The sequence below is a fragment of the Streptomyces shenzhenensis genome (genome assembly GCF_003688995.1).
In the GTDB taxonomy this organism is placed as follows: Bacteria; Actinomycetota; Actinomycetes; order Streptomycetales; family Streptomycetaceae; genus Streptomyces; species Streptomyces shenzhenensis_A.
The window spans coordinates 1-22,479 of record NZ_PENI01000002.1 but is presented as its reverse complement, the minus strand read 5'-3'; the positions used below and the strand labels follow the sequence as shown (position 1 = coordinate 22,479).

Annotated in this window: 21 protein-coding genes, 1 tRNA gene and 2 pseudogenes; 9 read left to right on the top strand and 15 right to left on the bottom strand. The window is 71.8% G+C overall.

The annotated features are described in order from the left end of the window. Positions 1-77 precede the first annotated feature (77 nt). The 3 genes and pseudogenes from CTZ28_RS03140 (at position 78) to CTZ28_RS03130 (ending at position 1,783) form a co-directional block, all read left to right on the top strand. Positions 78-803 carry a class I SAM-dependent methyltransferase gene (locus CTZ28_RS03140; RefSeq protein ID WP_121887665.1) on the top strand — a complete coding sequence of 242 codons (726 nt, stop codon included), beginning with the start codon at positions 78-80 and terminating at the stop codon, positions 801-803. Then, a pseudogene (locus tag CTZ28_RS03135) lies at positions 800-1,270 on the top strand (DedA family protein); the annotation flags it as partial. The gene CTZ28_RS03140 and the pseudogene CTZ28_RS03135, both read left to right, overlap by 4 nt. Before the next feature lie 297 nt (positions 1,271-1,567). Next, on the top strand, positions 1,568-1,783 hold the full coding sequence (locus CTZ28_RS03130) for a DUF2277 domain-containing protein (protein ID WP_121888076.1): 216 nt from the start codon (positions 1,568-1,570) through the stop codon (positions 1,781-1,783). Positions 1,784-2,101: 318 nt separating this feature from the next. Here CTZ28_RS03130 and CTZ28_RS03125 read toward each other — a convergent pair whose 3' ends face one another. The 5 genes from CTZ28_RS03125 to CTZ28_RS03105 form a co-directional block, all read right to left on the bottom strand. Next, positions 2,102-2,713 (bottom strand): DedA family protein, encoded by a 612-nt coding sequence (locus tag CTZ28_RS03125; protein WP_183154244.1) that lies wholly within the window; start codon positions 2,711-2,713, stop codon positions 2,102-2,104. A gap of 105 nt (positions 2,714-2,818) precedes the next feature. Then, on the bottom strand, positions 2,819-3,274 hold the full coding sequence (locus CTZ28_RS03120) for a DoxX family protein (RefSeq protein ID WP_121887663.1): 456 nt from the start codon (positions 3,272-3,274) through the stop codon (positions 2,819-2,821). Positions 3,275-3,367: 93 nt separating this feature from the next. After that, a complete protein-coding gene (locus tag CTZ28_RS03115; protein ID WP_121887662.1) occupies positions 3,368-5,260 on the bottom strand; it encodes an FAD/NAD(P)-binding protein in 1,893 nt (630 codons plus the stop codon). 362 nt (positions 5,261-5,622) lie between these two features. After that, positions 5,623-7,251 carry an alkaline phosphatase D family protein gene (locus CTZ28_RS03110; protein ID WP_121888075.1) on the bottom strand — a complete coding sequence of 543 codons (1,629 nt, stop codon included), beginning with the start codon at positions 7,249-7,251 and terminating at the stop codon, positions 5,623-5,625. A gap of 65 nt (positions 7,252-7,316) precedes the next feature. Further along, complete coding sequence (locus tag CTZ28_RS03105) at positions 7,317-7,961, bottom strand: HNH endonuclease family protein (RefSeq protein WP_121887661.1); 645 nt, start codon at positions 7,959-7,961, stop codon at positions 7,317-7,319. Positions 7,962-9,211: 1,250 nt separating this feature from the next. Here CTZ28_RS03105 and CTZ28_RS03100 point away from each other — a divergent pair. Further along, entirely contained in the window at positions 9,212-9,868 is a 657-nt protein-coding gene (locus tag CTZ28_RS03100; protein ID WP_121887660.1) for an HAD-IA family hydrolase, read from the top strand. 10 nt (positions 9,869-9,878) lie between these two features. On the opposite strand, the gene CTZ28_RS03095 is transcribed toward CTZ28_RS03100, so the two are convergent. Together CTZ28_RS03095 and CTZ28_RS03090 are read right to left on the bottom strand one after the other, a co-directional pair. Next, positions 9,879-10,526 carry a GNAT family N-acetyltransferase gene (locus CTZ28_RS03095; protein ID WP_121887659.1) on the bottom strand — a complete coding sequence of 216 codons (648 nt, stop codon included), beginning with the start codon at positions 10,524-10,526 and terminating at the stop codon, positions 9,879-9,881. Positions 10,527-10,583: 57 nt separating this feature from the next. Next, the gene (locus CTZ28_RS03090) at positions 10,584-11,180 is read right to left on the bottom strand and encodes a helix-turn-helix domain-containing protein (RefSeq protein WP_121887658.1); all 597 of its coding nucleotides are present in this window, start codon (positions 11,178-11,180) and stop codon (positions 10,584-10,586) included. Positions 11,181-11,269: 89 nt separating this feature from the next. On the opposite strand from CTZ28_RS03090, the pseudogene CTZ28_RS03085 reads away from it, so the two are divergent. Further along, a pseudogene (locus CTZ28_RS03085) lies at positions 11,270-11,479 on the top strand (FAD-dependent oxidoreductase); the annotation flags it as partial. Positions 11,480-11,697: 218 nt separating this feature from the next. Here the strand turns inward: CTZ28_RS03085 and CTZ28_RS03080 are convergent. From CTZ28_RS03080 to CTZ28_RS03070, 3 genes are all read right to left on the bottom strand, one after another. Further along, a complete protein-coding gene (locus CTZ28_RS03080) occupies positions 11,698-11,913 on the bottom strand; it encodes a hypothetical protein (RefSeq protein ID WP_121887657.1) in 216 nt (71 codons plus the stop codon). A gap of 45 nt (positions 11,914-11,958) precedes the next feature. Then, positions 11,959-12,198, bottom strand: coding sequence for a hypothetical protein (locus CTZ28_RS03075; protein WP_121888074.1), 240 nt, complete (start codon positions 12,196-12,198; stop codon positions 11,959-11,961). Between the two features lie 121 nt (positions 12,199-12,319). Next, positions 12,320-12,391 (bottom strand) — tRNA-Val (locus tag CTZ28_RS03070). Between the two features lie 600 nt (positions 12,392-12,991). On the opposite strand from CTZ28_RS03070, the gene CTZ28_RS03060 reads away from it, so the two are divergent. From CTZ28_RS03060 to CTZ28_RS03050, 3 genes are all read left to right on the top strand, one after another. Further along, entirely contained in the window at positions 12,992-14,383 is a 1,392-nt protein-coding gene (locus tag CTZ28_RS03060) for a coiled-coil domain-containing protein (RefSeq protein ID WP_121887655.1), read from the top strand. Between the two features lie 77 nt (positions 14,384-14,460). Then, positions 14,461-15,015, top strand: coding sequence for a DUF4383 domain-containing protein (locus CTZ28_RS03055; protein WP_183154243.1), 555 nt, complete (start codon positions 14,461-14,463; stop codon positions 15,013-15,015). Positions 15,016-15,109: 94 nt separating this feature from the next. After that, positions 15,110-15,328, top strand: coding sequence for an FmdB family zinc ribbon protein (locus tag CTZ28_RS03050; protein ID WP_121887654.1), 219 nt, complete (start codon positions 15,110-15,112; stop codon positions 15,326-15,328). 6 nt (positions 15,329-15,334) lie between these two features. Here the strand turns inward: CTZ28_RS03050 and CTZ28_RS03045 are convergent, their stop codons facing one another. From CTZ28_RS03045 to CTZ28_RS03035, 3 genes are read right to left on the bottom strand one after another with little or no spacing between them, the layout of a single operon-like run. Continuing rightward, complete coding sequence (locus tag CTZ28_RS03045) at positions 15,335-16,147, bottom strand: HAD family hydrolase (RefSeq protein ID WP_121887653.1); 813 nt, start codon at positions 16,145-16,147, stop codon at positions 15,335-15,337. Continuing rightward, positions 16,147-18,813: a phosphoribosyltransferase gene (locus tag CTZ28_RS03040; RefSeq protein ID WP_121888073.1), complete on the bottom strand. Its 2,667-nt coding sequence runs from the start codon at positions 18,811-18,813 to the stop codon at positions 16,147-16,149. The genes CTZ28_RS03045 and CTZ28_RS03040 overlap by 1 nt, the downstream gene beginning before the upstream one ends. Before the next feature lie 31 nt (positions 18,814-18,844). After that, complete coding sequence (locus CTZ28_RS03035) at positions 18,845-20,011, bottom strand: HpcH/HpaI aldolase/citrate lyase family protein (protein ID WP_121887652.1); 1,167 nt, start codon at positions 20,009-20,011, stop codon at positions 18,845-18,847. A gap of 178 nt (positions 20,012-20,189) precedes the next feature. Between CTZ28_RS03035 and CTZ28_RS03030 the strand changes: the two genes are divergently transcribed. Next, on the top strand, positions 20,190-20,957 hold the full coding sequence (locus tag CTZ28_RS03030; RefSeq protein ID WP_121887651.1) for a TerD family protein: 768 nt from the start codon (positions 20,190-20,192) through the stop codon (positions 20,955-20,957). Between the two features lie 314 nt (positions 20,958-21,271). Here CTZ28_RS03030 and CTZ28_RS03025 read toward each other — a convergent pair whose 3' ends face one another. Then, a complete protein-coding gene (locus CTZ28_RS03025; protein ID WP_121887650.1) occupies positions 21,272-22,012 on the bottom strand; it encodes a TerD family protein in 741 nt (246 codons plus the stop codon). A 90-nt stretch (positions 22,013-22,102) separates the two neighbouring features. Then, positions 22,103-22,479, bottom strand: a 377-nt coding sequence (locus tag CTZ28_RS03020; RefSeq protein WP_121887649.1) for a DUF475 domain-containing protein, incomplete at its 5' end; no start/stop codon positions are given.

Below are 22,479 nucleotides of genomic sequence, written 5' to 3'. Positions count from 1 at the left end.
ACCTCCTACTTTCGTAGGGGGTTGGCAGCGCAGAACGGCGGATCCGTCGCCAGGCAGCAATTTCTAGCGTCAATTGCATGAACGACTGGACCACCTCCCACGACCGCGTTCTGGCGCAGCGCCATGCCGAAGGCTGGATGTTCCTGATCGAGGCCGCTCGCGATCTGCGGACCACCGGAGCAATAGCTCCCAGCGGCAAGGCCCTGGCCCGTGCGCTGACCGCCCCCATCAGGATTCAGTCGCCCCACCCGCTGGCTGTCCTGGAAGCCGGTGCCGGCACGGGCGCGGTCACCCGGGCCCTGATCCCCCAGCTGTCCCGGGGCAGCTGCCTGGACATCGTGGAGGCCAACCCGCGATTCGCCGCCCGGCTGGACCGGCTCGTCGCCGCACACCCGAGCCTGTCCGGCCGATCAGGGCAGGTGGCCGTGCACCAGTCGTACGTCGAGGAACTCGACACCACCCGACGCTACGACGTCATCGTCTCCGGCCTGCCGCTGACCAACTTCCGCCCCGAACAGGTCGAGCGCATCATGACCCGGTACATGGAACTGCTGCATCCCGGCGGCACGCTCACCTACTTCGCCTACCTGGGCACCCGAAGGGCCCGCTCCCTGGCCGCCTCCCGAGCAGAGTCCCGGCGGCACGCCGCAGTGGACGAGGTCATGACCGCCTACCAGCGCGCTTACGCCACCGGCCGCTGGACGGTGTGGGGCAATCTTCCCCCCGCCCACGTCTGGCACCTGCAACGTCCCCTCGTCCGTGCCGACCGCCTTGAGGAGAAACCCGACGAGGCACGGCGGTGAACGCACTCTCCGACATCCTCGGCCACCTGACGCCCCACCTCGCATACACGCTGGTGGCCGCGGCCGTTCTGGCCGAATCCATCCTCCTGGTCGGCGCTTTCATCCCCACCCTCACCCTGCTCCTGACCGCCGGCGCGCTCGCCCGCACCGGCCACATCAGCCTCCTCCTGGTCATCGCCGCCGCAGCCGGTGCGGTGGTGGTGGGCGACTTCCTCGCCCATCGCACCGGCAGGTTCCTCGGCAGCCGACTCCGCACCGGCCGGGTAGGCCGGCGGATCCCCCGAGCCGCCTGGCACCGGGCCGAGACACTGATGACCCGCCACGGCGGCCGGGCTGTCTTCCTCGCTCGCTTCCTGCCGGTCGTCCGTACCCTCGTCCCCCACTTCGCAGGCGCCACCCGCCTGCCCTTCCGTCGCATCGCCCCCTACAGCGCCACCGCCGCCTGTCTGTGGGCCACAGCCGAGGCCTGTGTCGGGTACGCCGCCGCCACCTCACTCCAGCAGATCCTCACCCTGGGCGGGCCTGTCCTCGCCGTGATCGCAGCCATCACCGTCGGGGCCGCACTTCTGTGGCGCCGCTCTGCCCACCCCGAACGGCACACCGCCATCACACGCTCCGGTGGCAGCGGCTCGCACGATCACGACCCGGCGCCCGCGTGCGTGACCGGCATGGCTGTCGATCATGGCGACACTGCATCAACTGCCAAGCTCGCCGATCGTGGTACGCGGGGAAACGAATGGGTGGGTGTGCGGGAGACTGGGCGTATGTGCCGGAGTATCAAGACCTTGCGTCCGCCCGTGTTGCCCGAGGAGGCCACGGAGGAGGAGATTCGCGCCGCGGCGCTTCAGTATGTGCGGAAGGTGTCCGGGTTTCGGGTGCCGGCCGCGCACAATCGGGAGGTGTTCGATCGGGCCGTGGATGTGGTGGCTCGGGCGACCTCGGAGTTGCTTGCGGGGCTGGAGGTTCGGGGGAGGGTCTGACGCGGCGGATTTTTGGCGGGTTGCGCAGTTCCCCGTGCCCCTATCGGGCGACGGTCGGTGGGCCCCTGCGGGTGCGTCGTGGCTTGTTGCGCCGTTCCCCGCGCCCCCAGAAGAGCGACGGTCGGTGGGCATCTGCGGGTTCGTCGTGGTTGATCGCGCAGTTCCCCGCGCCCCTATCGGGCAACGGTCGGTGGGTATCTGCGGGCACGTCGTGGCTTGTCGCGCAGTTCCCCGCGCCCCTGAAAAGCGACGGTCGGTGGGCATCTGCGGGCACGTCGCGGTTGATCGCGCAGTTCCCCGCGCCCCTTTGGGGCGTTTCTACGCTGGGCTGCGGCGCATCCAGTATGTGGCTGCTGCTCCCGCTGCGAACAGGGCTGCCAGGGAGACGACCGTGGCCAGCCAGGTGGCGCCCAGCCACTGCGCTCCGAAGTAGCCGAGGGCCACGCTGTAGGCGGCCCAGGACAGGCCGGCCAGGGCCGACCAGGGGAGGAAGTCGCGGGCGCGGCGGTGGGCCGCGCCCGCGCAGAAGGAGACGACCGAGCGGCCGGCGGGGGCGAAGCGGGCCAGGATCACCAGGGCCCCGCCGCCCCGGGACAGGGCCGCACCGAGATGTTCCTGCGCCGAGGTCAGCCGGCGGGAGCGGGCGATGGCACGGTCCAGTCGCTTCCCGCCGCGCCAGGCCAGGCGGTACGCCACGAGGTCACCGAGGACGGACGCGGTGGCCGCGGAGAGGATCAGCGCGAGCATGTCGGGCACCGCGTGCGGAACCTGCCCGGTCGCCGCGCCGGAACCGGCCGCCGCCGTGGTGGCCGCCGTGATCACCAGCACCCCGCTCGGCAGCACCGGCAGGAACACGTCGAGCAGCACCGACAGGGCCACCATGGCGTATATCCATGGGCCGACGGTCAGTGACCCCACGCTCTCCAGCACGACAACTCCCGTTTGCTCCCCCGACGACAGCCATACAGCGTACGCGGCGGATGTGACAGCGGGGACACGGGGGGTGAAAGTGGCTGGGGGGAGACATGGGACAGGTCAGGCCGTCGCCGGCTCCTGGTCCGCCGTCCGACTCCGCTCACCGGACGTGCGCCGGGCGAACAGTCCGTCCAGACCGAACGCGCCGGAGCCGGTGAAGACCAGCAGCAAGAAGGCCCAGCAGAACATGGCCGGCAGTTCGCCGCCGTTCTGCACCGGCCACAGCGCGGCCTCCTGGTGCACGTTGAAGTAGGCGTACGCCATGGAGCCCGAGGCGATCAGGGCGGCGACCCGGGTGCCGAGGCCGAGCAGCACGAGGCCGCCGCCCACGAACTGGATCACCGCCGCGTACCAGCCGGGCCAGGTGCCGGCGTCGATCGCGCCGCCGTCGGCGCCGGCGGCACCGCCCAGGACTCCGAAGAGCGAGGCGGCGCCGTGCACGGCGAAGAGCAGGCCGACGACGACCCGGAACAGGCCGATGGCATACGGCTGAGCGGAGTTGAGACGTGCGGACATGTGGGGGGGTCTCCTCTTCGGTTTCGGTCGGGCCGGCCGGGGACGGGCCGGTCTGGGGGCGGGTACCGAACGAGGGGACCAGGTTAGGTGGACCTAATCGATGCTTGCAAGTTCAACATTCGACCGCGGATCCGCTTCCGCTCGCGGTTCCGCTTCCGTCCCGGCCGCCCGCAGCACCGCCCGCGCCACCGCGTCCGCGTCGGACAGCGTGACCGAATCCACCCCGGGCCGAGCCCCCGCCGCGGTCACCCAGTGCACCCCTTCGGTGGGCACTCCGAACGCGAACCGCCGTGCGTGGCGCCGACCTTGACGGTCCATCAGGTAGTAGGGGCGCGCTGTCACATCCAGCCCTCCGGTCTCATAGCCGTCGGCGGTGTGCGGCCGGCAGTCACCGGTCCGCAGCAGCCGGGCGAGCAACTCGTCGGCGGTGCGTCTCAGATCGGGTTCCGGAAGACGCGCCTCTATGAGAGTCGTCACACGCACCGCCGAGCCGGGTACGTCCGGTGAGTGCGCCGTCCAGGCCCCGTCCGCGCAGCGCACCTCCAGCCGCGGCCCGAGCACGTCCACCACCCCCGCGTCCAGCAGCGCGGCCAGTTCCTCGATGCGCCGCCGGGGCGGGCCGATGGACAGGAACGCGTTCAGCGGGGTGTACCAGCGGTCCAGGTGGTCCCGGCGGGAGGCGCCGGCGAGCCCGCCGTGGTCGACCACGAGCCGTATCTCGTTGCGCAGGTCGCGCAGCACGTCCAGGGCCGCCTTCAGCGGGCCGGCGACATTGCCGAGGGCGGCCTGCGCGGCATCCTCCCGCAGGTGGGCGCGCAGCCATGCCCGCCACTGCTCCCGGTCCGCGAAGTCCCGCTCTCCGTGCGGCCGGGAGACCCGCTCCCAGCTCCAGCGGTCGGCCTCCGGGACCCCGAACTCGTCCAGCAGCAGGGCCTCTTGGGGATCGCCGTGCGGGACGGCGAGGTACCGCTCGGCGAGTTCGGGACGCCGGGTCAGCGCGCCGTAGTAGACGGCCTCCACCTCCTTGGCCACCAGCGGCCACACCTCCGTCAGGAAGTTGGGCGGCTCACCGGAGTCCGCGCGCTTGCGGAAGCCCGCGATCGCCTCCGGCGTCAGGACGCGCGGGGTGTGCCGGCCGTACGGGCCCTTGGCGTTGTCACCGCGCGCCTGGTAGGGGATCCCGCGCCGGGAGCCGGCGTACAGACGCGGCTCGTCGCCGGAGGGCGTGTAGCGCAGGGTGCCGTCGGCGCCGCGGGTGAAGCGCCCGCCCCGGCCGGTGGTCAACAGGGCCAGGTGGTCGAAGAAGTTGAGGCCCAGGCCGCGCAGCAGCACCGGCTCGCCGGGCGCGAGCGGCGCGAGGTCGACGTCGGCCGGGTTGGCGGGCGGTATGTGGCGCAGGCCGTGGCGCTCGGCGTACTCGGTCAACTCCCGCTGGGTGCGGTCGGCGCGCGCCGGGAGGTGGCCCTGGGCGAGGACCACCGCCGACAGCCCGGCCAGGGTCCGGCCGTCGTCCAGGGTGAGCACCTGGCGGCCGTCGTCGGCGTCGTCGAGCCGTACGGCACGGGCCCGGTGGGTCCGTACCCGTACGGCGTCCGGCGCGTGCCGTACGACCCGGGCGAACACCCACTCCAGATAGCGGCCGTAGTGGGCGCGGGTCGGATAGTCGTCCGGGTCCAGCTCGCCGTCGGCCCATTCGTACAGGCTGGGGCCGGGCAGGATCGGCCCCGAGCAGTCGACGCTCTCGTCGGTGAACAGGGTCACCTGGCAGGCCACGGTGTTCATCAGCAGATCAGGCGGCTGAGCGGTGCGCCAGACGTGGCCCGGTCCGGGCGGCGCCGGGTCGATCACATGGACCGTCAGCCGGACGCCGGGCGGGAGCAGCTCCGGCACGGAGGCACAGAGGCGTTCCAGGACGCTGGTACCGCGTGGACCGGCGCCGACCAGGGCGACGGAGACCGCAGACGATTCCTCGGTCGGTGCAGACAAAGGTGAAACTCCCGAGCATGTGGGGCGCAGGGTGGGCGAAACGCCCGCAGGAGACGGACGGTCCGCCTCATCATGCCGCCGCCCACCACGGAAGCCAACGCGGGTCCCACAGGTCCCACTTGTCCCTCATGAACCGGTGCGGAGTGACTCCTCCAGGGTCGTCAGACTTCCGCCCCGGCGGGCCCGCGGGGAGCCGCCGGCCGACGCGGGCCGGGCGCGCGGCCCACCGCGTCCGGACCAGCCCGCTCCAGAAACGGACACCGCGGGCGCCCCTCACGGACCCGCGAGGAAGGACTCCGCCCATCCTCATCAGCCTCCCGCTCGGGCAAGGCCGTTCCAGAAGCGCAAGCCGCAGGCGTCCCTCACGGACCCGTCAGAAGTGACTCCTTCACGGTTGTCAGGCTTCCGTCCCGGCGGGCCCGTTCCAGCCGCAGTCGGGCCGAACGCCCGCCCAGGGTCAGCGTCATGAGCTGATTGCCGAACCAGGGCCCGCCCGTCCTGCGCCAGTCGACCGGCGGCTTCGGGCAGCGGCCGTGCCGGATGAACCGGCGGCCCAGGACCCGGGCCGCCGCGCTCCAGCCGAAGCGGAAGCCGAGGCGGATCGAGAGCGGGATGGAGTTGTGCACCGGCGAGCAGGTGAGCTGCAGGACCCGGGCGTCGGGCGGGCCGGCCGGCCAGGACGGTTCGGCGACGTAGGCGTGGTGGACGTCCCCAGACAGGATGAAGACCGTCGCGGGCGCGCCGGGCCCGGAGCCGGCCTCGGCGAGCAGGGCGGCCAGCGCGGCGAAGGACTCCGGGAAAGCCGCCCAGTGCTCCAGGTCGGCGCGGCGGCGCAGGTCCTCGCCGAACCGCGCCCAGCGGGCCCCGCGTTCGCCCCGGCACAGCGCCGCGTCCCAGGTCTCGGCGTCGTGCACCAGGTGCGGCAGCAGCCAGGGCAGCGAGCTGCCGATCAGCAGGTGATCGCAGGAGCCGGGGTCGGCCAGCGCCTGCTCACGCAGCCAGGCCGCCTCACCCGGATCGAGCATCGCGCGGCCGTCCTCGTCGAGCACCCGGGCGGCCCGGGTGTCCACCATCAGCAGCCGGACCCGGCCGAAGTCGCGGCGGTAGCTCCAGCGGACCGAGGCGGGGTCGGTGTCGGCGGTGGCGGCGAAGGCCCGCAGCACGTCGGTGGCGTCGGGGGTCTCGCGCACGGCCGCGTACAGCGGGTCGGCGGCGAGTTCGGCCGGGGACAGATTGCCCAGGTGCTGGTGGACCCAGTACGACATCAGGCCGCTCAGCAGCCGCTCCTGCCACCAGTCGGTGGTCCGCATGTCGGCGAGCCAGGCGGCGGAGGTGTTCCAGTCGTCGATCACGTCGTGATCGTCGAAGATCATGCAGCTGGGCACGGTGGACAGCAGCCAGCGCACCTCGGGGTCGAGCCAGGACTCGTAGTAGAGCCAGGTGTACTCCTCGTAGTCCGCGACCTCGCTGCCCGGGGGATCGCTCAGGTCGCGGCGGGCGGCGAGGCGGCGCCGGATCGCGGCGGAGGTCTCGTCGGCGTACACCTGGTCGCCCAACAGCAGCAGGACGTCGGGGCGTTCGCCGGCCGGGTCGGCGGCAAGCCGGGCGGCGAGCGCGTTCAGCGCGTCGGGTCCGACCCGGTCGTGCCCGTCGGCCGGGGGCGCGGCCCAGCGGCAGGAACCGAAGGCCATGCGTACGGTGTCGCCCGCGGTGCGCGTGCGGATCTCGGAGGGCGGGAAGGGCGAGTCGGGCAACGGCCACACACGCGTGCCGTCCAGGAACACCTCGTACGCCGCCGAGGTGCCCGGGGTGAGCCCGGTCACCGTGACCAGGGCGTAGTGATGGCCCGCCACCTGGAAGGTGGGGGCCGTGCCGCCCGCGCCGTCGGCGCAGCGCACCTCGGCGGCGCACGGCCGGCTCGCCTCGACCCAGACGGTCGCGGACGCGCCGTCGGCGTACCTCAGCAGTGGTCCCAGGCGCAGTTCGGCCACGATCACCCTCCTCCGTCGTCCCGTACGGTACGGAACGACGGAGGCGAGCGGGGCGGTTCCGGCGATCAGCAGCCGCTGAGGTAGCTGGTGAGCGCGCTCTTCTCGGCGGAGTCGACGGAGAGGTTGTAGTAGTACTTCACCTGGACCCAGGCGCGGACGTACGTGCAGCGGTAAGCGGTGCGGGACGGCATCCACTCGGCCGGGTCCTTGTCGCCCTTCGCCTGGTTCACGTTGTCGGTGACGGCGATGAGCTGCGGGCGGGTCAGGTCGTTGGCGAACGCCTGGCGCTGGGCGGTGGTCCACTTGCTCGCGCCGGAGTCCCAGGCCTCGGCGAGCGGGACGACGTGGTCGATGTCGACGTCGGAGGCGGCGCTCCAGGTGGCGCCGTCGTACGGGGAGTACCAGCTGCCGCTGGTGGCGGCGCAGGAGGAGTCGGTGGTGACGTTCGAGCCGTCGCGCTTGAGGACCGTCTCGCGGGTGTTGCAGGTGCCGCTGATGGTGATCCAGTGGGGGAAGAGGTCGCGGCTGTAGCCGGTGCGGTTCTCCGTGGCGACGGTGAGCTGCGCGAGGTAGCTGCGGGCGGTGGCGCCGCTGACCGGGGTGGGGAGGGCGGCGGAGGCGGTCGGGGAGTTGAAGAGCGCGACGGAGGCTATGAGACCGGTGAGCGCGGCGAGTATGCTGACCTGTCGACGCGCGTAGAACTTGGCCATGCGAACTCCCTTGGAGGGTGAGGGCGTTGGGGTGCGAGCGAGGGAATGCTCGCGGTCCCGCGTTGCGCGCAGGTGTGTGTCGGGTAAGAAGCTAATGACACGTACATGACACAGCAAGGTGCGGGCCGATTTTTGCTACGTCCGACGGCCCGGTGCGCCCTTCTTCTTCACCGCCGGGCGGATGGGCTCACCCCTCGAACCGAACTCCAGCCGGGAACGACGGGGTTCGGCTGCCGAGGGTGCGGTCGCTGCGCGGCTGGGTCGGACGAAACCCTTGGACTCGGCCTAGCGGGAGCGGTGCGGCTCGGCCGGACAGGAGCCATGCAGCCCAGCCGGGCCGGAGCGTGGGGCTCAGCCCGGCAGACGCTGCGGGGCGAGGTCGAGCGGAAGCGGTGCGGTTCAGTCGGACAGGGAGCAGCGGGGACACCCAACCGCGAGCCATGCGGCCCGATCGGACAGAAACGGTGGGACTCAACCCGACGGAAGCCACGGGCGAGGCTGAGCGGAAGCAGTGCGGTTCAGTCGGACAGGGAACAGCGGGGACACCCAACCGAGAGCCGCAGGGCTCGGCCAGACGGAAGCCATGCGGCCCAGCCGGGCCGGAGCGTAGGGCTCAGCCCGGCAGAAGCCGCGGAGCAAGGTCGAGGGGGAGCAGTGCAGTTCAGTCTGGCGAACAGCGGGGACGCCCAACCAGGAGCCGCAGGGCTCGGCCTGACAGGAGCCATGCGGCTCGGCCGAGCGGGAGCGGTGGGACTCAGTCTGGGCGGACGATGCCGTCGGGCCCAGCCGGCCGCACGGGCGGGCCCGCGCCGCCGGGACCCCGTACGGCTGCCGGCTCCTCGACCGGCACGCCATCGTCGCCCACGTCGACAGGCACCCCCGGCCTCGTCCCGCACCGCCGCACCCTGGCCAGGGCGACGATCTCGGTACCCTCGGGGCCGGGGGTGCCCAGGCGACGGACAAGCCGATGGTCACGCCGACCCGGACGGACATCCCGGGGTGCCCAGGCGGCGTCAGCCCGGCCGGATCACCGGGACGCCGCGGCGTAGGGCGCCCGGAGGTGTCGGGCGAGCTGAACGGCTGGTGAACGGTTGGCGGGGGCGGTGGCGGGATCGCGAAGCGTTTTGTACCGTAGAGAAACAAAGTGGCTCCCGCCCGTTTACCCTGACCGGCGGGCGGGGCCGCCTTGTCCCTGCGGGGGCCCGACCGACATCCCGGCTCCTGCCACCCCTGCCGCCTTGGAGCTGCCCATGCCGCCCACCGCCCTCACCGCCCGCGCCCTGCTGCTCGACATGGACGGCACGCTCGTCAACTCCGACGCCGTCGTGGAACGCATCTGGCGGCGCTGGGCCGAGCGGCACGGGCTGGCCGGCGACGAGGTGATGAAGGTCGTGCACGGCCGCCAGGGGCACGCCTCGATGGCCGTCCTGCTGCCCCACCGGCCGGTCGAGCACAACCTCGCCGACAACGCCCGCATGCTCGCCGAGGAGACCGCCGACGTGGACGGCGTCGTCGAGATCCCCGGCGCGGGCGCCTTCCTGCGGGCCCTGCGCGGGCTGCCGCACGCCCTCGTGACCTCCGCCGACGTGGCCCTGTCCACGGCGCGGATGGCCGCCGCCGGGCTGGACCTGCCGGACATCCGCGTCACCGCCGAGTCGGTCGGCGCGAGCAAGCCCGACCCCGAGGGCTTCCTGAAGGGCGCCGCGGAACTCGGCGTCGCGCCCGCCGACTGCCTGGTCTTCGAGGACTCCGGAGCGGGAATCGCCGCGGGGCGCGCCGCGGGCATGCGGGTCGTGGGAGTGGGCCCGCGCGCCTGGGTGCACAAGCCGGACGTCATGGTGAACGACCTGACCCAAGTACGCCCGGAGCAGGCGCAAGACGGCACGATCCAAGTCCACATCGGCTGACGTCGTGCGGTCAGTCCAGGCCGAACCAGGGGAGGCACTCCTGTAGGCCCGCTGTCTTCACCGGGGCCTGTCGGTGCTCTCGCCACTGTTCCGGGGTGAGGCGGAGCCTGCGGAGTACGGCGGACTCGGCACGTACGACGTGATGCTCGATGCCGTCGTCGCGGTACCCCAGCTTGCGCGACACCCCCAGCGAAGCCGTGTTGTCCGCGTATGCGCCGGAGACGGCGTGCCGTGCCGAGAGTCCGGCGAAGGCCAGGTGGAGAACCGCGGCACGCATCTCGGTGCCCAGGCCCCGGCGGTGGTGTCTCCTGCCGAGCCAGGAGCCGGTGTGCACTTCACGGCGTATCGCGAAGTCCCGCGCACCGATGCCCTGCGTGCCCACGACGACGCCGTCCTGCAGCGCCACGAGGTTCAGCTCCCAGTTCTCCGGCTGCCACTCGCCCCAGCAGCGCCAGTGGTACTGCAGGACGCTCCGCGCCCGCTGCTCGGGCGCGACGTCGGTCCACGCGACCGTGAACGGCTGCACGGCCGGGTCGTGTACGCCTTCCGCGGCCAGAGAAGCCAACGCGGCGAGCTCGTCCGGATTCGGCAACCGCAGTTCCAGCCGCGGGGTGGTCAACCGCAGTCCGGCAAGCGGCCAGTGGGATATCAGGCTCATGATCAGGAATTCTCCCGATCTCCCGCCGCCGTAGCCACTGGATATCGTCGAGGTGGTTCAGCGGGGGTCGTCGGGGCGGTAGCTGGCTCTGATGTGGACGCGTTCGCCCTGGGGGCCGAGGATGCTGAGGAATTCCACGGGGTGTTCGTCGGCGTTGCCGAACCAGTGCGGGAGGTGGGTGTCGAATTCGGCGACCTCGCCCTCGGTGAGGATGAAGTCCTTGTCGCCGAGTACGACGCGGAGGCGGCCGCGCAGGACGTACAGCCAGTGATAGCCCTCGTGCGAGCGGGGGTCGGGTTCACGGCCGTCGGTCAGGCCGGCGGGCAGGATGTGCTTGAACGCCTGCAGTCCGCCGGGTTTGCGCGTCAGCGGCACGACGGTCATGCCGTTGCGGGTGAACGGCTGCGGATACACCCGGGGATCGAGGTCGGCCGGAGCGCCGATCAACTCATCGACCGGCACCTGGTAGGCCCTGGCCAGGGGCAGCAGGAGTTCCAGGCCCGGTTTGCGGTGCCCGGACTCCAGTCGGGACAGCGTGCTGATCGGAATGCCGGTGGTCTCCGACAGCGCGGTCAGGGTGATACCGCGGCGGCGGCGCAGCTCGCGCAGCCGCGGTCCGACCGCGGCCAGCACCGCATCGAAGTCGTCGCTCATACGTTCACTGTGCCCGCGGTTTGCGTTTTCAGCAAAGAACTTTGCCCGATTGCCGAAATGGACGCACCTTGGCGTCGGAGGTGGTCACGGTGACCCGAAGTCCCCAGGTCAGCAGCGGTGATCGGTACGACGTCGCGGTAGTCGGCGCGGGCCCGGCCGGCTTGAGCGCGGCGCTCATGCTCGGGCGCGCCCGACGGTCGGTGCTGGTGATCGACAGCGGCCGGCCGCGGAACGCACCGGCGGCGCTCATGCACGGCTTCCTTTCCCGTGACGGGGTCCCGCCCGGTGACCTGCTATCGCCGAGGACACCCACCAGGCGCTCCGCGCTCACCGCGACCCCTTCTCGCCCGCGTCCGAGGCCCGCGTCTGCGAACGGGTCTTGGGCGAGCGGCGTCATGGCCTGTGATCCCCAGCCAAGCGCTCCGCTGGGCTGGGCGGGATGCGGTCGTCGGTCGGCTGCGGGTGCGTCGTGGCCGGTCGCGCAGTTCCCCGCGCCCCTTCAGGGCGATGATCTTCTTCAGGGTGTCCACACTGTGGGGCCGCCGCCTCGCCAGTCGATCAGGGATGACCTGACCACGTCCATCTCGTCCCAGCCCTGCAGGCCGGCCTGCTGCATGAAGCGGGCTATGTCCTGGACGCTGAACGCGCGCCCGAGGATCTCCCCGTCCACGCGCACCCGCCGGCCGCCCTCCTCGTCGGGCGGATAGATCACCACGGGTTTCGAGCCGGCCATGTCTCCACACTCTCCCCGCGTGCGGGCGGACGCACCGCGGGCCGCTCACTCCGCCGGGTCCTCCTCGCCGTGCCGGACGGCCCTCTTCACGGCCTGTTCCACCTCGTGCCGGTTGGCCTCGGTCGCCTTGGCGTGCTCGGTGATCGCCGTCTGCGCGGCCTCGGCCGCCTCGCGCCAACGGCGCCACTGTGCGTCGTAGTCGTCGCCGCTGAGCCCGGCGAGCTTCGCCCGCTCTTCCTCGGCGGTACGTTCCAGTGCGATGAGCCGATCGGGGATGTCTGCCACGTACACGGATGGTAGGCGGGACCCGGCGAAGCCCCGGTTCGACCCGCGAGGCGGGGTCCAGAAAACACCCGCACCCACGACGACGGCCCCTCGGAGTCATCTCCAAGGAGCCGTCGGACGGTGGGCGCGGACGGTTTCGAACCGCCGACATCCTGCTTGTAAGGCAGGCGCTCTACCCCTGAGCTACGCGCCCCGATCGAGTCGACAGCCTACATTGCCGACGACGGTGCGCCGCAAACCCGTATTCAGGGGTTATCCCCACCGTCGATGCGGTAGTGGGCAGGATCGTCGCGAGAGGCACGAATCCCTAGCGACGGAGTGGACCAGCACCGTCCGCAGCCTTTCGGTGCAGCGCCCTGAAGGGGCGCGGGGAACTGCGCGATCAACCACGACGCCGCCGCAGCCGCTGAACGGCATACAGGGGCACCCCAGGCCCGCACGCCACCACGCTGCCGCAGCCGAAGGCACCCCGCAGCGGCCCCCGACCCTGCTCCGCCGGTTCGGTGCAGCGCCCCGAAGGGGCGCGAGGAACTGCGCGATCAACCACGACGCTGCCGCAGCCACTGGACGGCATACGGGGGCACCCCGGGCCCGCGCGCCACCACGCTGCCGCAGGCGACGGCTCGGTGGACGTGTCCGTGCCGCGCGACGACTCCAGTGCCCATGCGATCGCCGCCCACACCCATGACGGGAAGATCACGGTACGAACCGCGAACTGAACGGCCCGTGTGTTCGTCCTCTACGGGTGGGACAATGACACCACCCAGGACGCAGCACGGCACGGGAGAGGGATGTGACGGCGACACCGGCGACGACACCATCGCAGCCGCACCCGCCGTTCACACGGCTCAGGCGCGGCACCTCGGCCCTACGGGACGTCCTCACCCTGATGAGCCTGCCCGTGCTCGTCGCCCTCGCGGTGCCGGGCGCGTTCGCCGGCGGCGGCACCCGGCGCTGGTTCGGCGGGCGGGCGGAAAACCAGCGGGCGGAGGCACAGGCCGCGAAGGACGCCGCCGCGGCCGCGTTCTACGAGCTGGACACGGCCCAGCGCGACCTCAGGATCTCGATCGAGACGATCACGGCCGTCGACGACTCCCCCGCGGCCCGGCGTGCCGTCGCCGACTTCGAGGCGCTCGGCCGGCGCATCGACGAGGCCAGCCACCGCTACATCGAGGCGGTCGACGCGCATGACCTGGACCGGGACGACCTGGAGGCCGCCGTCGCCTCCCGGGCGCGCGGCGAGCTGACCGCGGCCAAGGAGGAGCTGGTCCGCGTCAAGCAGGACCTTGACCGGTTCGGTGACGGGCTCGGGCCGCTGCTCGGCAAGGCCGAGACACAGCTGGCCCGGCTGGCGCCCGCCGTGGAACGGGCCCGGCAGGCGCTGCTCGCCGCCTCGAACGCGCTGGACGCCGTCCGCGGTACGGGGCTGACGGCGGACGACCTCGCCGCCCGGCTCGCGGCGCTCTCCCCCGAGCTGACCCGGCTGAACCAGGGCGCCGGGCAGCACGGGGTGCAGCCGACGCTGGAGCGGGCCGAGCGGGTGGCGCGGGAGGCGGAGGCGATCCGGGTCGAGGCGGAGCGGCTGCCGGAGAAGGCCGCCGAGATCGACCACCGGCTGGTGAGCCTGCGGACCCGGGCGCAGGCCCTGACCACCCGGGCCGGGCAGGTCGACCCGGTGCTGAGCGAGTTGCGCCGCCGGTTCGCCGCGGCCTGCTGGCAGGACCTCCAGCAGGTGCCGGCGCAGGCCGCCGAGAACGTACGGCAGGCCGAGTCGAGGCTGCGGGAGGCGCAGGCGGCCCGGTCCGCGCAGCGCTGGGCGGATGCGACGTCGCTGCTGTCGACCGTGCGGGCGCTGCTGAACACCACGGACGAGGCGGTGTCGGCGGCCGGTGACCGGCTGACGCGGCTGAACGCCGTGCAGAAGGATCCGCAGCGGGAGATCGAGCGGACCCGGTTCGCGATCCGGGACGCGCAGCGGCTGGCCATGGCGGGCCGGGCCACCCCGGATCCGCGGGACGCCCGGCCGCTGGACGACTCGGTGGCCCGGCTGGAACGGGCGATCGGCACGCTGGAGGGGCGCCACCCCGACTACTGGCACTTCCTGACGGAGACGGAGGCGGTGCGGCAGGCAGTGGCGCGGGTGGTCTCCCGTATCCGCGAGGAACGCGGCACCACCGGCCACTGACGGCGTTTGCCGGTGCGGCGGGGTGGGCGGATATTGGGAGGTACGCATGCCTCCGCACACGCCCCAGGGAGGCGGAGATGGCCTCACACGCGATGCAGTCCGGGACGCGCCGCCGGATCCGGTTCGACGAGCATCTGCCCGTCGACCACCGGCTGAACCTGGTCTACCGGATCGGCGCGGGGCTGATGGGCCTGTTCCTGCTGGCCTTCGGCATCCTCGGCCTGACCGACAACATCGGCTTCTTCAACACGGGCGGGAACACCGCGCTGGGCCTGAACACCAACGGCACGCTCAGCGTCCTGTCGATCTGCGTCGGGCTGCTGCTGTTCGTCGGCATGGTGATCGGCGGGAACTTCGCGTCCACGCTGAACATGACCCTCGGCATCCTGTTCCTGCTCAGCGGCTTCCTGAACCTCGCATTGCTGCCCACCCCGTACAACTTCCTCGCGTTCAAGATCCAGAACGTGTTGTTCAGCTTCGTGGTCGGCCTGCTGCTGATGGTCTTCGGCATGTACGGCCGGGTCAGCTCAACCCTCCCCCACGACAACCCCTATTGGCGAGCCCGCCACCCCGACCTCGCCGAACCCACCACCCCCCAACTGAACCAGGCCGACAACAGAACACCCCCGTAAAGGGGCGCGAGGAACTGCGCGACCGGCCACAACGCACCCGCAGACAACCGACGACAGCACAGCCCTGCCAAGCCGCGCAGCGTACTCTGTGCGCATGCCTCGCTACGAGTACCGCTGCCGGAGCTGCGGCGACACCTTCGAACTGAGCCGCCCGATGGCGGAGTCCGCCGCCCCCGCCGTCTGCCCCGCCGGCCACGACGACACGGTGAAGCTCCTGTCGACCGTGTCAGTCGCCGGCTCGGCCACCGCACCGTCGCCCACCCCCAAGCCGAACGCCGGAGGCGGCTGCTGCGGCGGCGGATGCTGCAGCTAGCGCCCGCTAACAACCCTCCCGTGCCGTCCGCAGGAACTCGCGCAGGATGTGCTCCCCGGCCAGCACCCCACGCTCAGGCAGCGCGCTGACCGTGGGCGCCGTCCAGCCGGAGTCGGCCAGTTCACCGTGCCCGGGCCGCCAGCCGCGGTCGGCCGCGAGGAGCAGATCGGCGTCGAGCAGGGAGTCACCGGCGGCCAGCGTCAGCTCGGCGCCGGTACGGCGGGCGATCTCCCGCACGGCCGCGCTCTTGGTCAGCGGCTTCGGTACGACGTAGATCTTGCGGCCCTGCAGGGAGACCGTCCAGCCCCGGTTCTCGGCCCATACGGCGAGTTCCTTCACCCAGTCCTCGGGCAGCAGCTCGCGTTCGACGACCAGGTAGGCGAACAGGTCGTCGGCGACGCGGTGCCTGCGCAGCCACGCCGGGTCGGCGGTGTCGGCGAGGTGCTGTCCGACCTCGTCCAGCGGGGCGCACTCGGCGGCCAGCCGGGCCAGTACCCGGGCGTGCCAGTCGGGGTCGGACACGCCGTCCACCAGCAGATGACCGCCGTTGGCGCAGACCGCGTAGGCGGGCGCCGGGCCGGGCAGGTTGATGCGCAGATACTGCTTACGGGTCCGGGTGGTGGTCGGCACGAACACGGCCGCGTCCCCCAACTCGGTGAGCAGTTGGGCGGCGGTCTCCGTCAGATACGACAGCGGCCTGCTCTCGTGCACCTCCACGCACAGCAGCCGCGGCGCCCGGGCGTCCGGCATGGTCAGCGCGAGGGCCGCCGCGGAGTAGATGAGGGTGCGATCGAGGTCGCTCGCCACGAGCACCGGCATCAGACCGTCACCGCCCTGCCGTCGGCGCCGGTGGCGCCCCGCGTGTACTTGGGGTGGATCAAACCCACGCAGGTGTACGGGAGTTCGTCGACCTCCTCGACCGGTACGCCGCGTTGCTCAGCCAGCAGCCGCACATGCTCCACATCAGCGCCCGCACCGGCACGGGCGAGGATCTTCCACGGCACCCGGCGCAGCAGCACCCGAGTGGTCTCGCCCACACCGGGTTTGACCAGGTTCACGTCGTGTATGCCGTACTCCTCACTGATGCGCTCGACGGCCGCCCAGCCCGCCCAGCTCGGGGTGCGGTCGGCGGCGGCCAGTTCCTTCACTGCGGCGGCCACCGGGTCCGCGACCTCGGAAAAGCGGGCGGAGACGGCGTCGAGGAAGGCCACCGACAGGTCGGAGCCGGCGAGTTCGCGGTAGAACTTCGCGCCGTGGTAGTCGTGCGGTCCGACCAGGTCGGCACGGAGGACCGTACGCGAGATCAGGCCGGACACCGTGGAGTTGAGGCAGGCGGACGGGATGAGGAAGTCCTCGCGGGTGCCGTAGGTCCGTACGCATGAGCCGGGGTCGGCCAGCACCGCGATCTCCGGGGCGAAGCCGGTGATGCCGTCGGACTCCTCGAACTCCCGGAGCGCGTTGGCGAGTTCGCGGGTGATGGCGCCCTTGCCGGTCCAGCCGTCGACGAAGACGACATCCCGCGGGTCGTGGTGGGCGGCCAGCCAGCGCAGCGCGTTGGCGTCGATGCCCCGGCCGCGCACGATGGAGACGGCGTAGTGCGGCACGTCGAGTCCGTGCCGGAACCGGGCCCAGCGGCGCATCAGCACGCCGACGGGGGTGCCCGCACGGGCCAGCGAGACCAGGACGGGACGCGGCGAGCGCTCCGCGATCACCGTCTCGGTGACCACGCCGACCGCCCGCGCCAGCCGTACGGCGGAGGCGTCGAGGGCCTGGTGGAACAGCTCCTGGTACTGCTCGCTCGGCTGGTACTCGACCGGCAGCGACTCGGCGTAGTGCGCCCCACCGCTCTGGATGGCCTCCTCGCGCTCCTCGGTCGGCGCCTCCAGCGTCACGTCCGAGAGGTCCTGGAGCAGCCAGCCGACCTCGTCGGGTGCGTACGAGGAGAAGGCGGGGCCGCGGAGGGGCTCGGACAGCATGGCGGATCTCTCCTCGCAGGAGGCGGGGACGTACAGGGGCTCGGGGACGTACGACGGTACGACGGCGAGCAGGACGTGCGGGGTGTGCTCGCCGAGCCGGGCCAGCAGGCCGTCGGGGGCGTGCAGTTCGGGGGTGTCGGCGGCCGAGTCGACGACCGCGACGACGGCGTCGAAGCCGCCGCCCGCCACGTTGTAGGCGTAGCGCTCGCCGGGGCCGTCGGCCGGGTCGTCGTGGGCGGGGAAGACGATGCGGCTGCGTATCGCGTAGCCGGGGTCGTCGACCGCGAGGACGGGCGAGCGGGTGGTGGTGGAGTAGCGGACCTCGGCGGTGACGACCTGCTCCAGTTCGCGGGCGAGCCGCAGCGGCGCGTACATCAGCTCCTCGAAGCCGAGCACCAGGACGCGCCGGGCGTCGGCGGGCAGGGCCTCGGCGACGCGGGCGGCCATGGCGGGCAGGGCGCGCTCCAGGCGGGCGCGGTGCGCGGGCGTGAACCCGTGCCGCCCGCCGTCGGGCAGCCCGTGCGGCCAGCGCAGCTCGATCCGGCCGGCGGCCCGTCCGCGGTCCGTCCGCTCAGGGGCCACCGGTTCGGGGGCGCCGTCGGCCGCCGGGAAGGCGTCCGGCTCCGTGGTGTTCTCCGCCGCCGTGACGTCGTCCGGCCCCGTCGGGCCCACTGCCGTGGTGTTCTCCGCCGTCGTGGCGCTGTCAGCGTCCGTCGCGCCGTCCGTGCCGCCGGGTGCGGCGGACTCATGGCGGGCGACCAGGGCCCGCCCCTTCTCCAGGACACCCGCCGGGAGGCGCACCGTGCCCGAGGCGGCCGCGACGAGGTCCACGCGGGCGCCGATCTCGCCGGCGAAGTCCGCCAGCCGGGCGGCGTCGGCCGGGGACCGCATGTCGACCAGGGCGACCACCACATAGCGCCGGCGCGGATAGCGTTCGTGCAGGTCGCGAATGGTGTTCAGGACCGTGTTCCCGGTGGAGAACTCGTCGTCGACGAGCACCAGCGGGCCGTCGCCGACCAGCAGCGCCGGATCCTCCGGCAGCAGCAGGTGCGAGGTGGCGTGCGAGTGGGACTCCTCGAAGCCGCCGGCCCGCGCCACCCCGGTCACCGGGCGGCGCGTGGAGTGCAGATACGGCGCCAGGTGCAGGCCGTCGGCGACCGAGTGGCCGAGCCCCGTGGCAGTCTCCGCGTAGCCGAGGACGACCGCGGCCATGGCCTCCTCGTCGCCGAGCAGCTCGCGCACCCGCCGGCCGAGGGCGACCCCGTGGCCGTACACCACGGCCGGTGACTGCGGCACATGCTTGCCGAGCACGTTGGAGACGAGCAGATGCGCCCGCTTGGGGTTACGGCGCAGGGCGAGCCCGAGCAGGCCCGGCAGGGTGTCGTCGCCGGCCAGCTCGACGCCGAGCCGCTCGGCGACCCAGCTGCCGGACCAGACCCCGGCGCCCGCCGCACCGCGCGCGGGGTTCGGGGGATGCGTGGGAGTGGGGGGCGTGGGGGTGGGATTCATGGGGTTCATGGGTTCCTTGTGCCGCGGGCGCTCAGCCCGGTATTCCGGCGGCGAGCAGCTCGACGAAGCCGACGTCCTCGTTGGCGACACCGAACACCTCGGCGCGCAGCAGGGTCCGCTCGGCCCAGGCGCGGTGCGGCTTCACCTCGTTCATCTTGTTGGTGTACGCCGACCGGAGCACGCCCCCGCCGCCCCGGTCCGGCCGCAGGATGTCCTGGGCGTCGCTGAACTCCTCGTGACTGACCACGGACAGTGCGTGCACGGGCAGCACATGGGAGGGGTGGATGCAGGTCTTGCCGAGCAGGCCGTTGGCCTGGTCCAGGGAGATCTCCCGCAGCAGTCCGTCCATCGCGTGCTCGATGAGCCGCTCACGCAGCTCGACGGCCTGCCCCTCCAGGAAGGGGCTGCGGCGCAGCATCGGCTTGAACATGCGCTCCGGGACCCGGAAGTACTCCCAGACCGGTCCGGTGACCGTGAAGCCGGTGCCGTCGGCCCGGCCCAGCATGTTGACCACGTCGGCGATCACGGAGGCGACGATCTGGACGTCGTACGCCGTCATGTCGGGCGCCCTGCGCAGCCCGTAGGAGGAGCAGAAGTCGGTCACGCCCAGGCGCAGGGCGAGCACCCGGTCGCGGTACTTGTCGACCGCGCGCAGGATGCCCTCCAGGCTCTCCACGCGCGATTCCCGGTACAGCAGTTCGGGTGACTCCAGGACCGGCATGGCGAACAGCCGCCGGCCGCTGGCCGCCTCGGCGCCGGTCAGCGCCTCCAGGAAGGGGATGCCGCGTTCCTCGGTGAACTTCGGCAGCACGAAGCCGGAGAGCAGCCGGACGCTCGGGCCGAGCCGCCGTACCAGGTCCGGAATCTGTTCGGGGTGGCGGACCCGGATGAAGAGCAGCGGCAGCTGCGCGTCCTGCCGGGACGCCAGGTCGGCGAACTGCCGGACGAGGTTCTCCTCGCCGGCCACGACGTCCGCGTCGTCGATCGAGTCCTCCAGGCACAGCACCATCGAGACCACGCCGAGTCGGGCCTGCTTGACGATGTCGTCGGCGAGCCTCGGCCGGGTGGCCGGGCTGTACAGCGTGGCGCCCAGGCCCGCGGAGAGCAGCCGGGCCGCGGAGTCGGCGGTGAACTCGCACGGCTCCTGGTGAAAGAGGCGCTGCCGCACCTCAGGGGCGATGTGCCCGAAATGACGCATATAACTCCCCCGGGGCGCAAGGTGGGCCTGTGGGTTCCGTGTTGGGGTGGCCGGTAATAGTACGTAGGGATCCATGCCCTAGGTTCCCGTCAGGCATGAATTTCAGGTAACTCGACCGTGTCGACCGTCGCCACCCCCCGCATTGTCGTGGCCAGGGCCGAGAGGGCAGGATGACCGCATGACGCACGCGATGCTGAAAGGGTCGAACGTCCCGCTGGAGGCCACGACGGTGCGTGCCGTGCTGCGCTGGTCGCCCGGGCAGGGGATTCCCGATGTCGACGCCTCGGCGCTGCTCCTCGGTCCCGACGGTCGTGTGCGTTCCGACGAGGACTTCGTCTTCTACAACCAGCCCCGGCATCCGTCGGGGACGGTGTGGCGGCTCGGCAAGAAGCGGGGCGCCGAGGGGCTCACCGACACGATCCAGACGGACCTGTCGGGTGTCGACCCCGGGGTGGGTCGAATTCTGTTGGTCGCTTCGGCGGACGGGGTCACCTTTGACCGCGTACGGTCGCTGCGCATCCTGTTGTACGACGCGGCGGTGGGTGACGGGGAGGCGCTGGCGCACTTCGATGTGAAGCCGGAGACCGGTGCGGAGACGGCGCTGATCTGCGGGGAGCTGTATCGGCGTGGTGAGGGGTGGAAGTTCCGCGCCCTGGGCGAGGGTTACTCGAACGGGCTCAAGGGGTTGGCCACGGACTTCGGTATCTCGGTGGACGAGTCGGAGACGGGTCCGCCGGAGGTTTCGCGGCCGTTGCCGCCGGAACAGCCGACGGCTGTTCCGACTCAGCCCGCGTACGGGTATCCGCAGCCGGCGTACGGGTATCCGCAGCCGGCCTCGGCTTCGTCGGCGTACGGGTATCCGCCGCCGGTGACTGCGCCTGTGGCGGTGCCGGTGAGTTCGGATGTGCGGTTGCCTCCGCAGGGGCCGCAGTTCTTGGGCCGTTAGCGACCCCGCCGCGCTGGCGAGCCCCGTCCTTCGTGTGCGGCGGCGTTGTGGCTCGCGGCGCGGCCCGGGTGCCCCCGCAATGCCGTCCAGCGGCTGCGGCGCCGTCGTGGCTCGTCGCGCAGTTCCCCGCGCCCCTTCACGGTGCTGCCCTGAACCGGCGGAACAGGGTCGGGATGCCGCTGCGGCACGCCTTCGCCTGCGGCAGCGATGTGGCGCGCGGGCCCGGAGTGCCCCCATACACCGTCAGGCGGCTGCGGCGGCGTCGTGGCTCGTCGCGCAGTTCCCCGCGCCCCTTTGGGGCGCTGCAGCTGGGGTTAGCGGGTTGGTTGGGTTTTGTAGCCTCTGCCCCATTGGAGGCCCCAGCCGTAGAGGCGGTCCAGTTCGCCCTGGAAGCCGTAGACGAATTGGACCTCGCGGCGGACGATCAGTTCGCCCTTGATGTTCTCGATCATCACCACCGCGCAGGAGCGTGCCTGGGGGTGCCGTTCGTCCAGGCCTATCTCGATCCGCGGGCCGTTGCTCGGGTAGAGCGTGACGATCGCGTGCGTACGGTCGAACGCGGGCGTCTGGTCGTAGATGTACACAAAGACCAGCAGCCGCTTGATGTTCTCGCGGTGGTCCAGATTGACGTACATCGTCTCGCCGGACGCCGAACCGAACCGGTCGTCGCCGCTCAGCTTGACGTACGGCGGTGCGTTGACGTCCCCGAGGTAGCCGCCCAGCGGCTGTACGACCCCCTTCGTGCCGTCGGTCAGCTCGTACAGGCAGCCCAGGTCGAGGTCGACGTTGACCATGCTCTGCCCGTGTCCGAGGATCTCCGGGGGCTTCAGTGCCTTGAAGGGGTGCCGGAACAGGCGGTTACGCTCGACGGTGCCCATGAAGTCGGACGTCCGCATCCGCCAGGTCAGATTGACGCGCAGATGCCCGGTGGCCGCGTCCTGCTTGGTCAGGGACACCTGCTGGTGCCGCTTGGTGAGCTCTATGGAGTTGGTCGCGGCGCTGCCCGAGTCGAAATCGGCCGCGCGCCCGCCCTTCAGCCCGTCGAAGAAGCCCATTCCCGCCCCCAGTACTCATGCCCGACGTGTGCGGGGCGGCCGAGCGCGTCGGCCGCCCCGCACACAGAGCGTTCCTCACCGGCCGGGGTGTCACACCCCGGACGGGACCTCGGTCTTCTTGTCCGCCCCGGCGTCGCCCTCGGCCGCGGCGAGGGCGCGGTTGCGGCGGACGGAGGACCAGAAGGAGGCGCCGATCAGGACGACGCCGACCAGACCGGTGATGACCTCGTTGATCTGGTACTGGATGGTGACCATGAGGATCACGGCCAGCGCGCCGATCGCGTAGTGGGCGCCGTGCTCCAGGTAGACGTAGTCGTCCAGGGTGCCCTGGCGGACCAGGTAGACGGTGAGCGACCGGACGTACATCGCGCCGATGCCCAGGCCCAGCGCCATCAGCACGATGTCGTTGGTGATGGCGAACGCGCCGATCACGCCGTCGAAGGAGAAGGACGCGTCCAGGACCTCCA

Coding starts and splice junctions, on each gene's coding strand:
- CTZ28_RS03140 (WP_121887665.1), top strand. CDS start 78: ATGAACGACTGGACCACCTCCCACGACCGCGTTCTGGCGCAGCGCCAT.
- CTZ28_RS03130 (WP_121888076.1), top strand. CDS start 1,568: ATGTGCCGGAGTATCAAGACCTTGCGTCCGCCCGTGTTGCCCGAGGAG.
- CTZ28_RS03120 (WP_121887663.1), bottom strand. CDS start 3,274: ATGTCCGCACGTCTCAACTCCGCTCAGCCGTATGCCATCGGCCTGTTC.
- CTZ28_RS03105 (WP_121887661.1), bottom strand. CDS start 7,961: ATGGCCAAGTTCTACGCGCGTCGACAGGTCAGCATACTCGCCGCGCTC.
- CTZ28_RS03100 (WP_121887660.1), top strand. CDS start 9,212: ATGCCGCCCACCGCCCTCACCGCCCGCGCCCTGCTGCTCGACATGGAC.
- CTZ28_RS03095 (WP_121887659.1), bottom strand. CDS start 10,526: ATGAGCCTGATATCCCACTGGCCGCTTGCCGGACTGCGGTTGACCACC.
- CTZ28_RS03090 (WP_121887658.1), bottom strand. CDS start 11,180: ATGAGCGACGACTTCGATGCGGTGCTGGCCGCGGTCGGACCGCGGCTG.
- CTZ28_RS03080 (WP_121887657.1), bottom strand. CDS start 11,913: ATGGCCGGCTCGAAACCCGTGGTGATCTATCCGCCCGACGAGGAGGGC.
- CTZ28_RS03055 (WP_183154243.1), top strand. CDS start 14,461: ATGGCCTCACACGCGATGCAGTCCGGGACGCGCCGCCGGATCCGGTTC.
- CTZ28_RS03050 (WP_121887654.1), top strand. CDS start 15,110: ATGCCTCGCTACGAGTACCGCTGCCGGAGCTGCGGCGACACCTTCGAA.
- CTZ28_RS03045 (WP_121887653.1), bottom strand. CDS start 16,147: ATGCCGGTGCTCGTGGCGAGCGACCTCGATCGCACCCTCATCTACTCC.
- CTZ28_RS03040 (WP_121888073.1), bottom strand. CDS start 18,813: ATGAATCCCACCCCCACGCCCCCCACTCCCACGCATCCCCCGAACCCC.
- CTZ28_RS03035 (WP_121887652.1), bottom strand. CDS start 20,011: ATGCGTCATTTCGGGCACATCGCCCCTGAGGTGCGGCAGCGCCTCTTT.
- CTZ28_RS03030 (WP_121887651.1), top strand. CDS start 20,190: ATGACGCACGCGATGCTGAAAGGGTCGAACGTCCCGCTGGAGGCCACG.
- CTZ28_RS03025 (WP_121887650.1), bottom strand. CDS start 22,012: ATGGGCTTCTTCGACGGGCTGAAGGGCGGGCGCGCGGCCGATTTCGAC.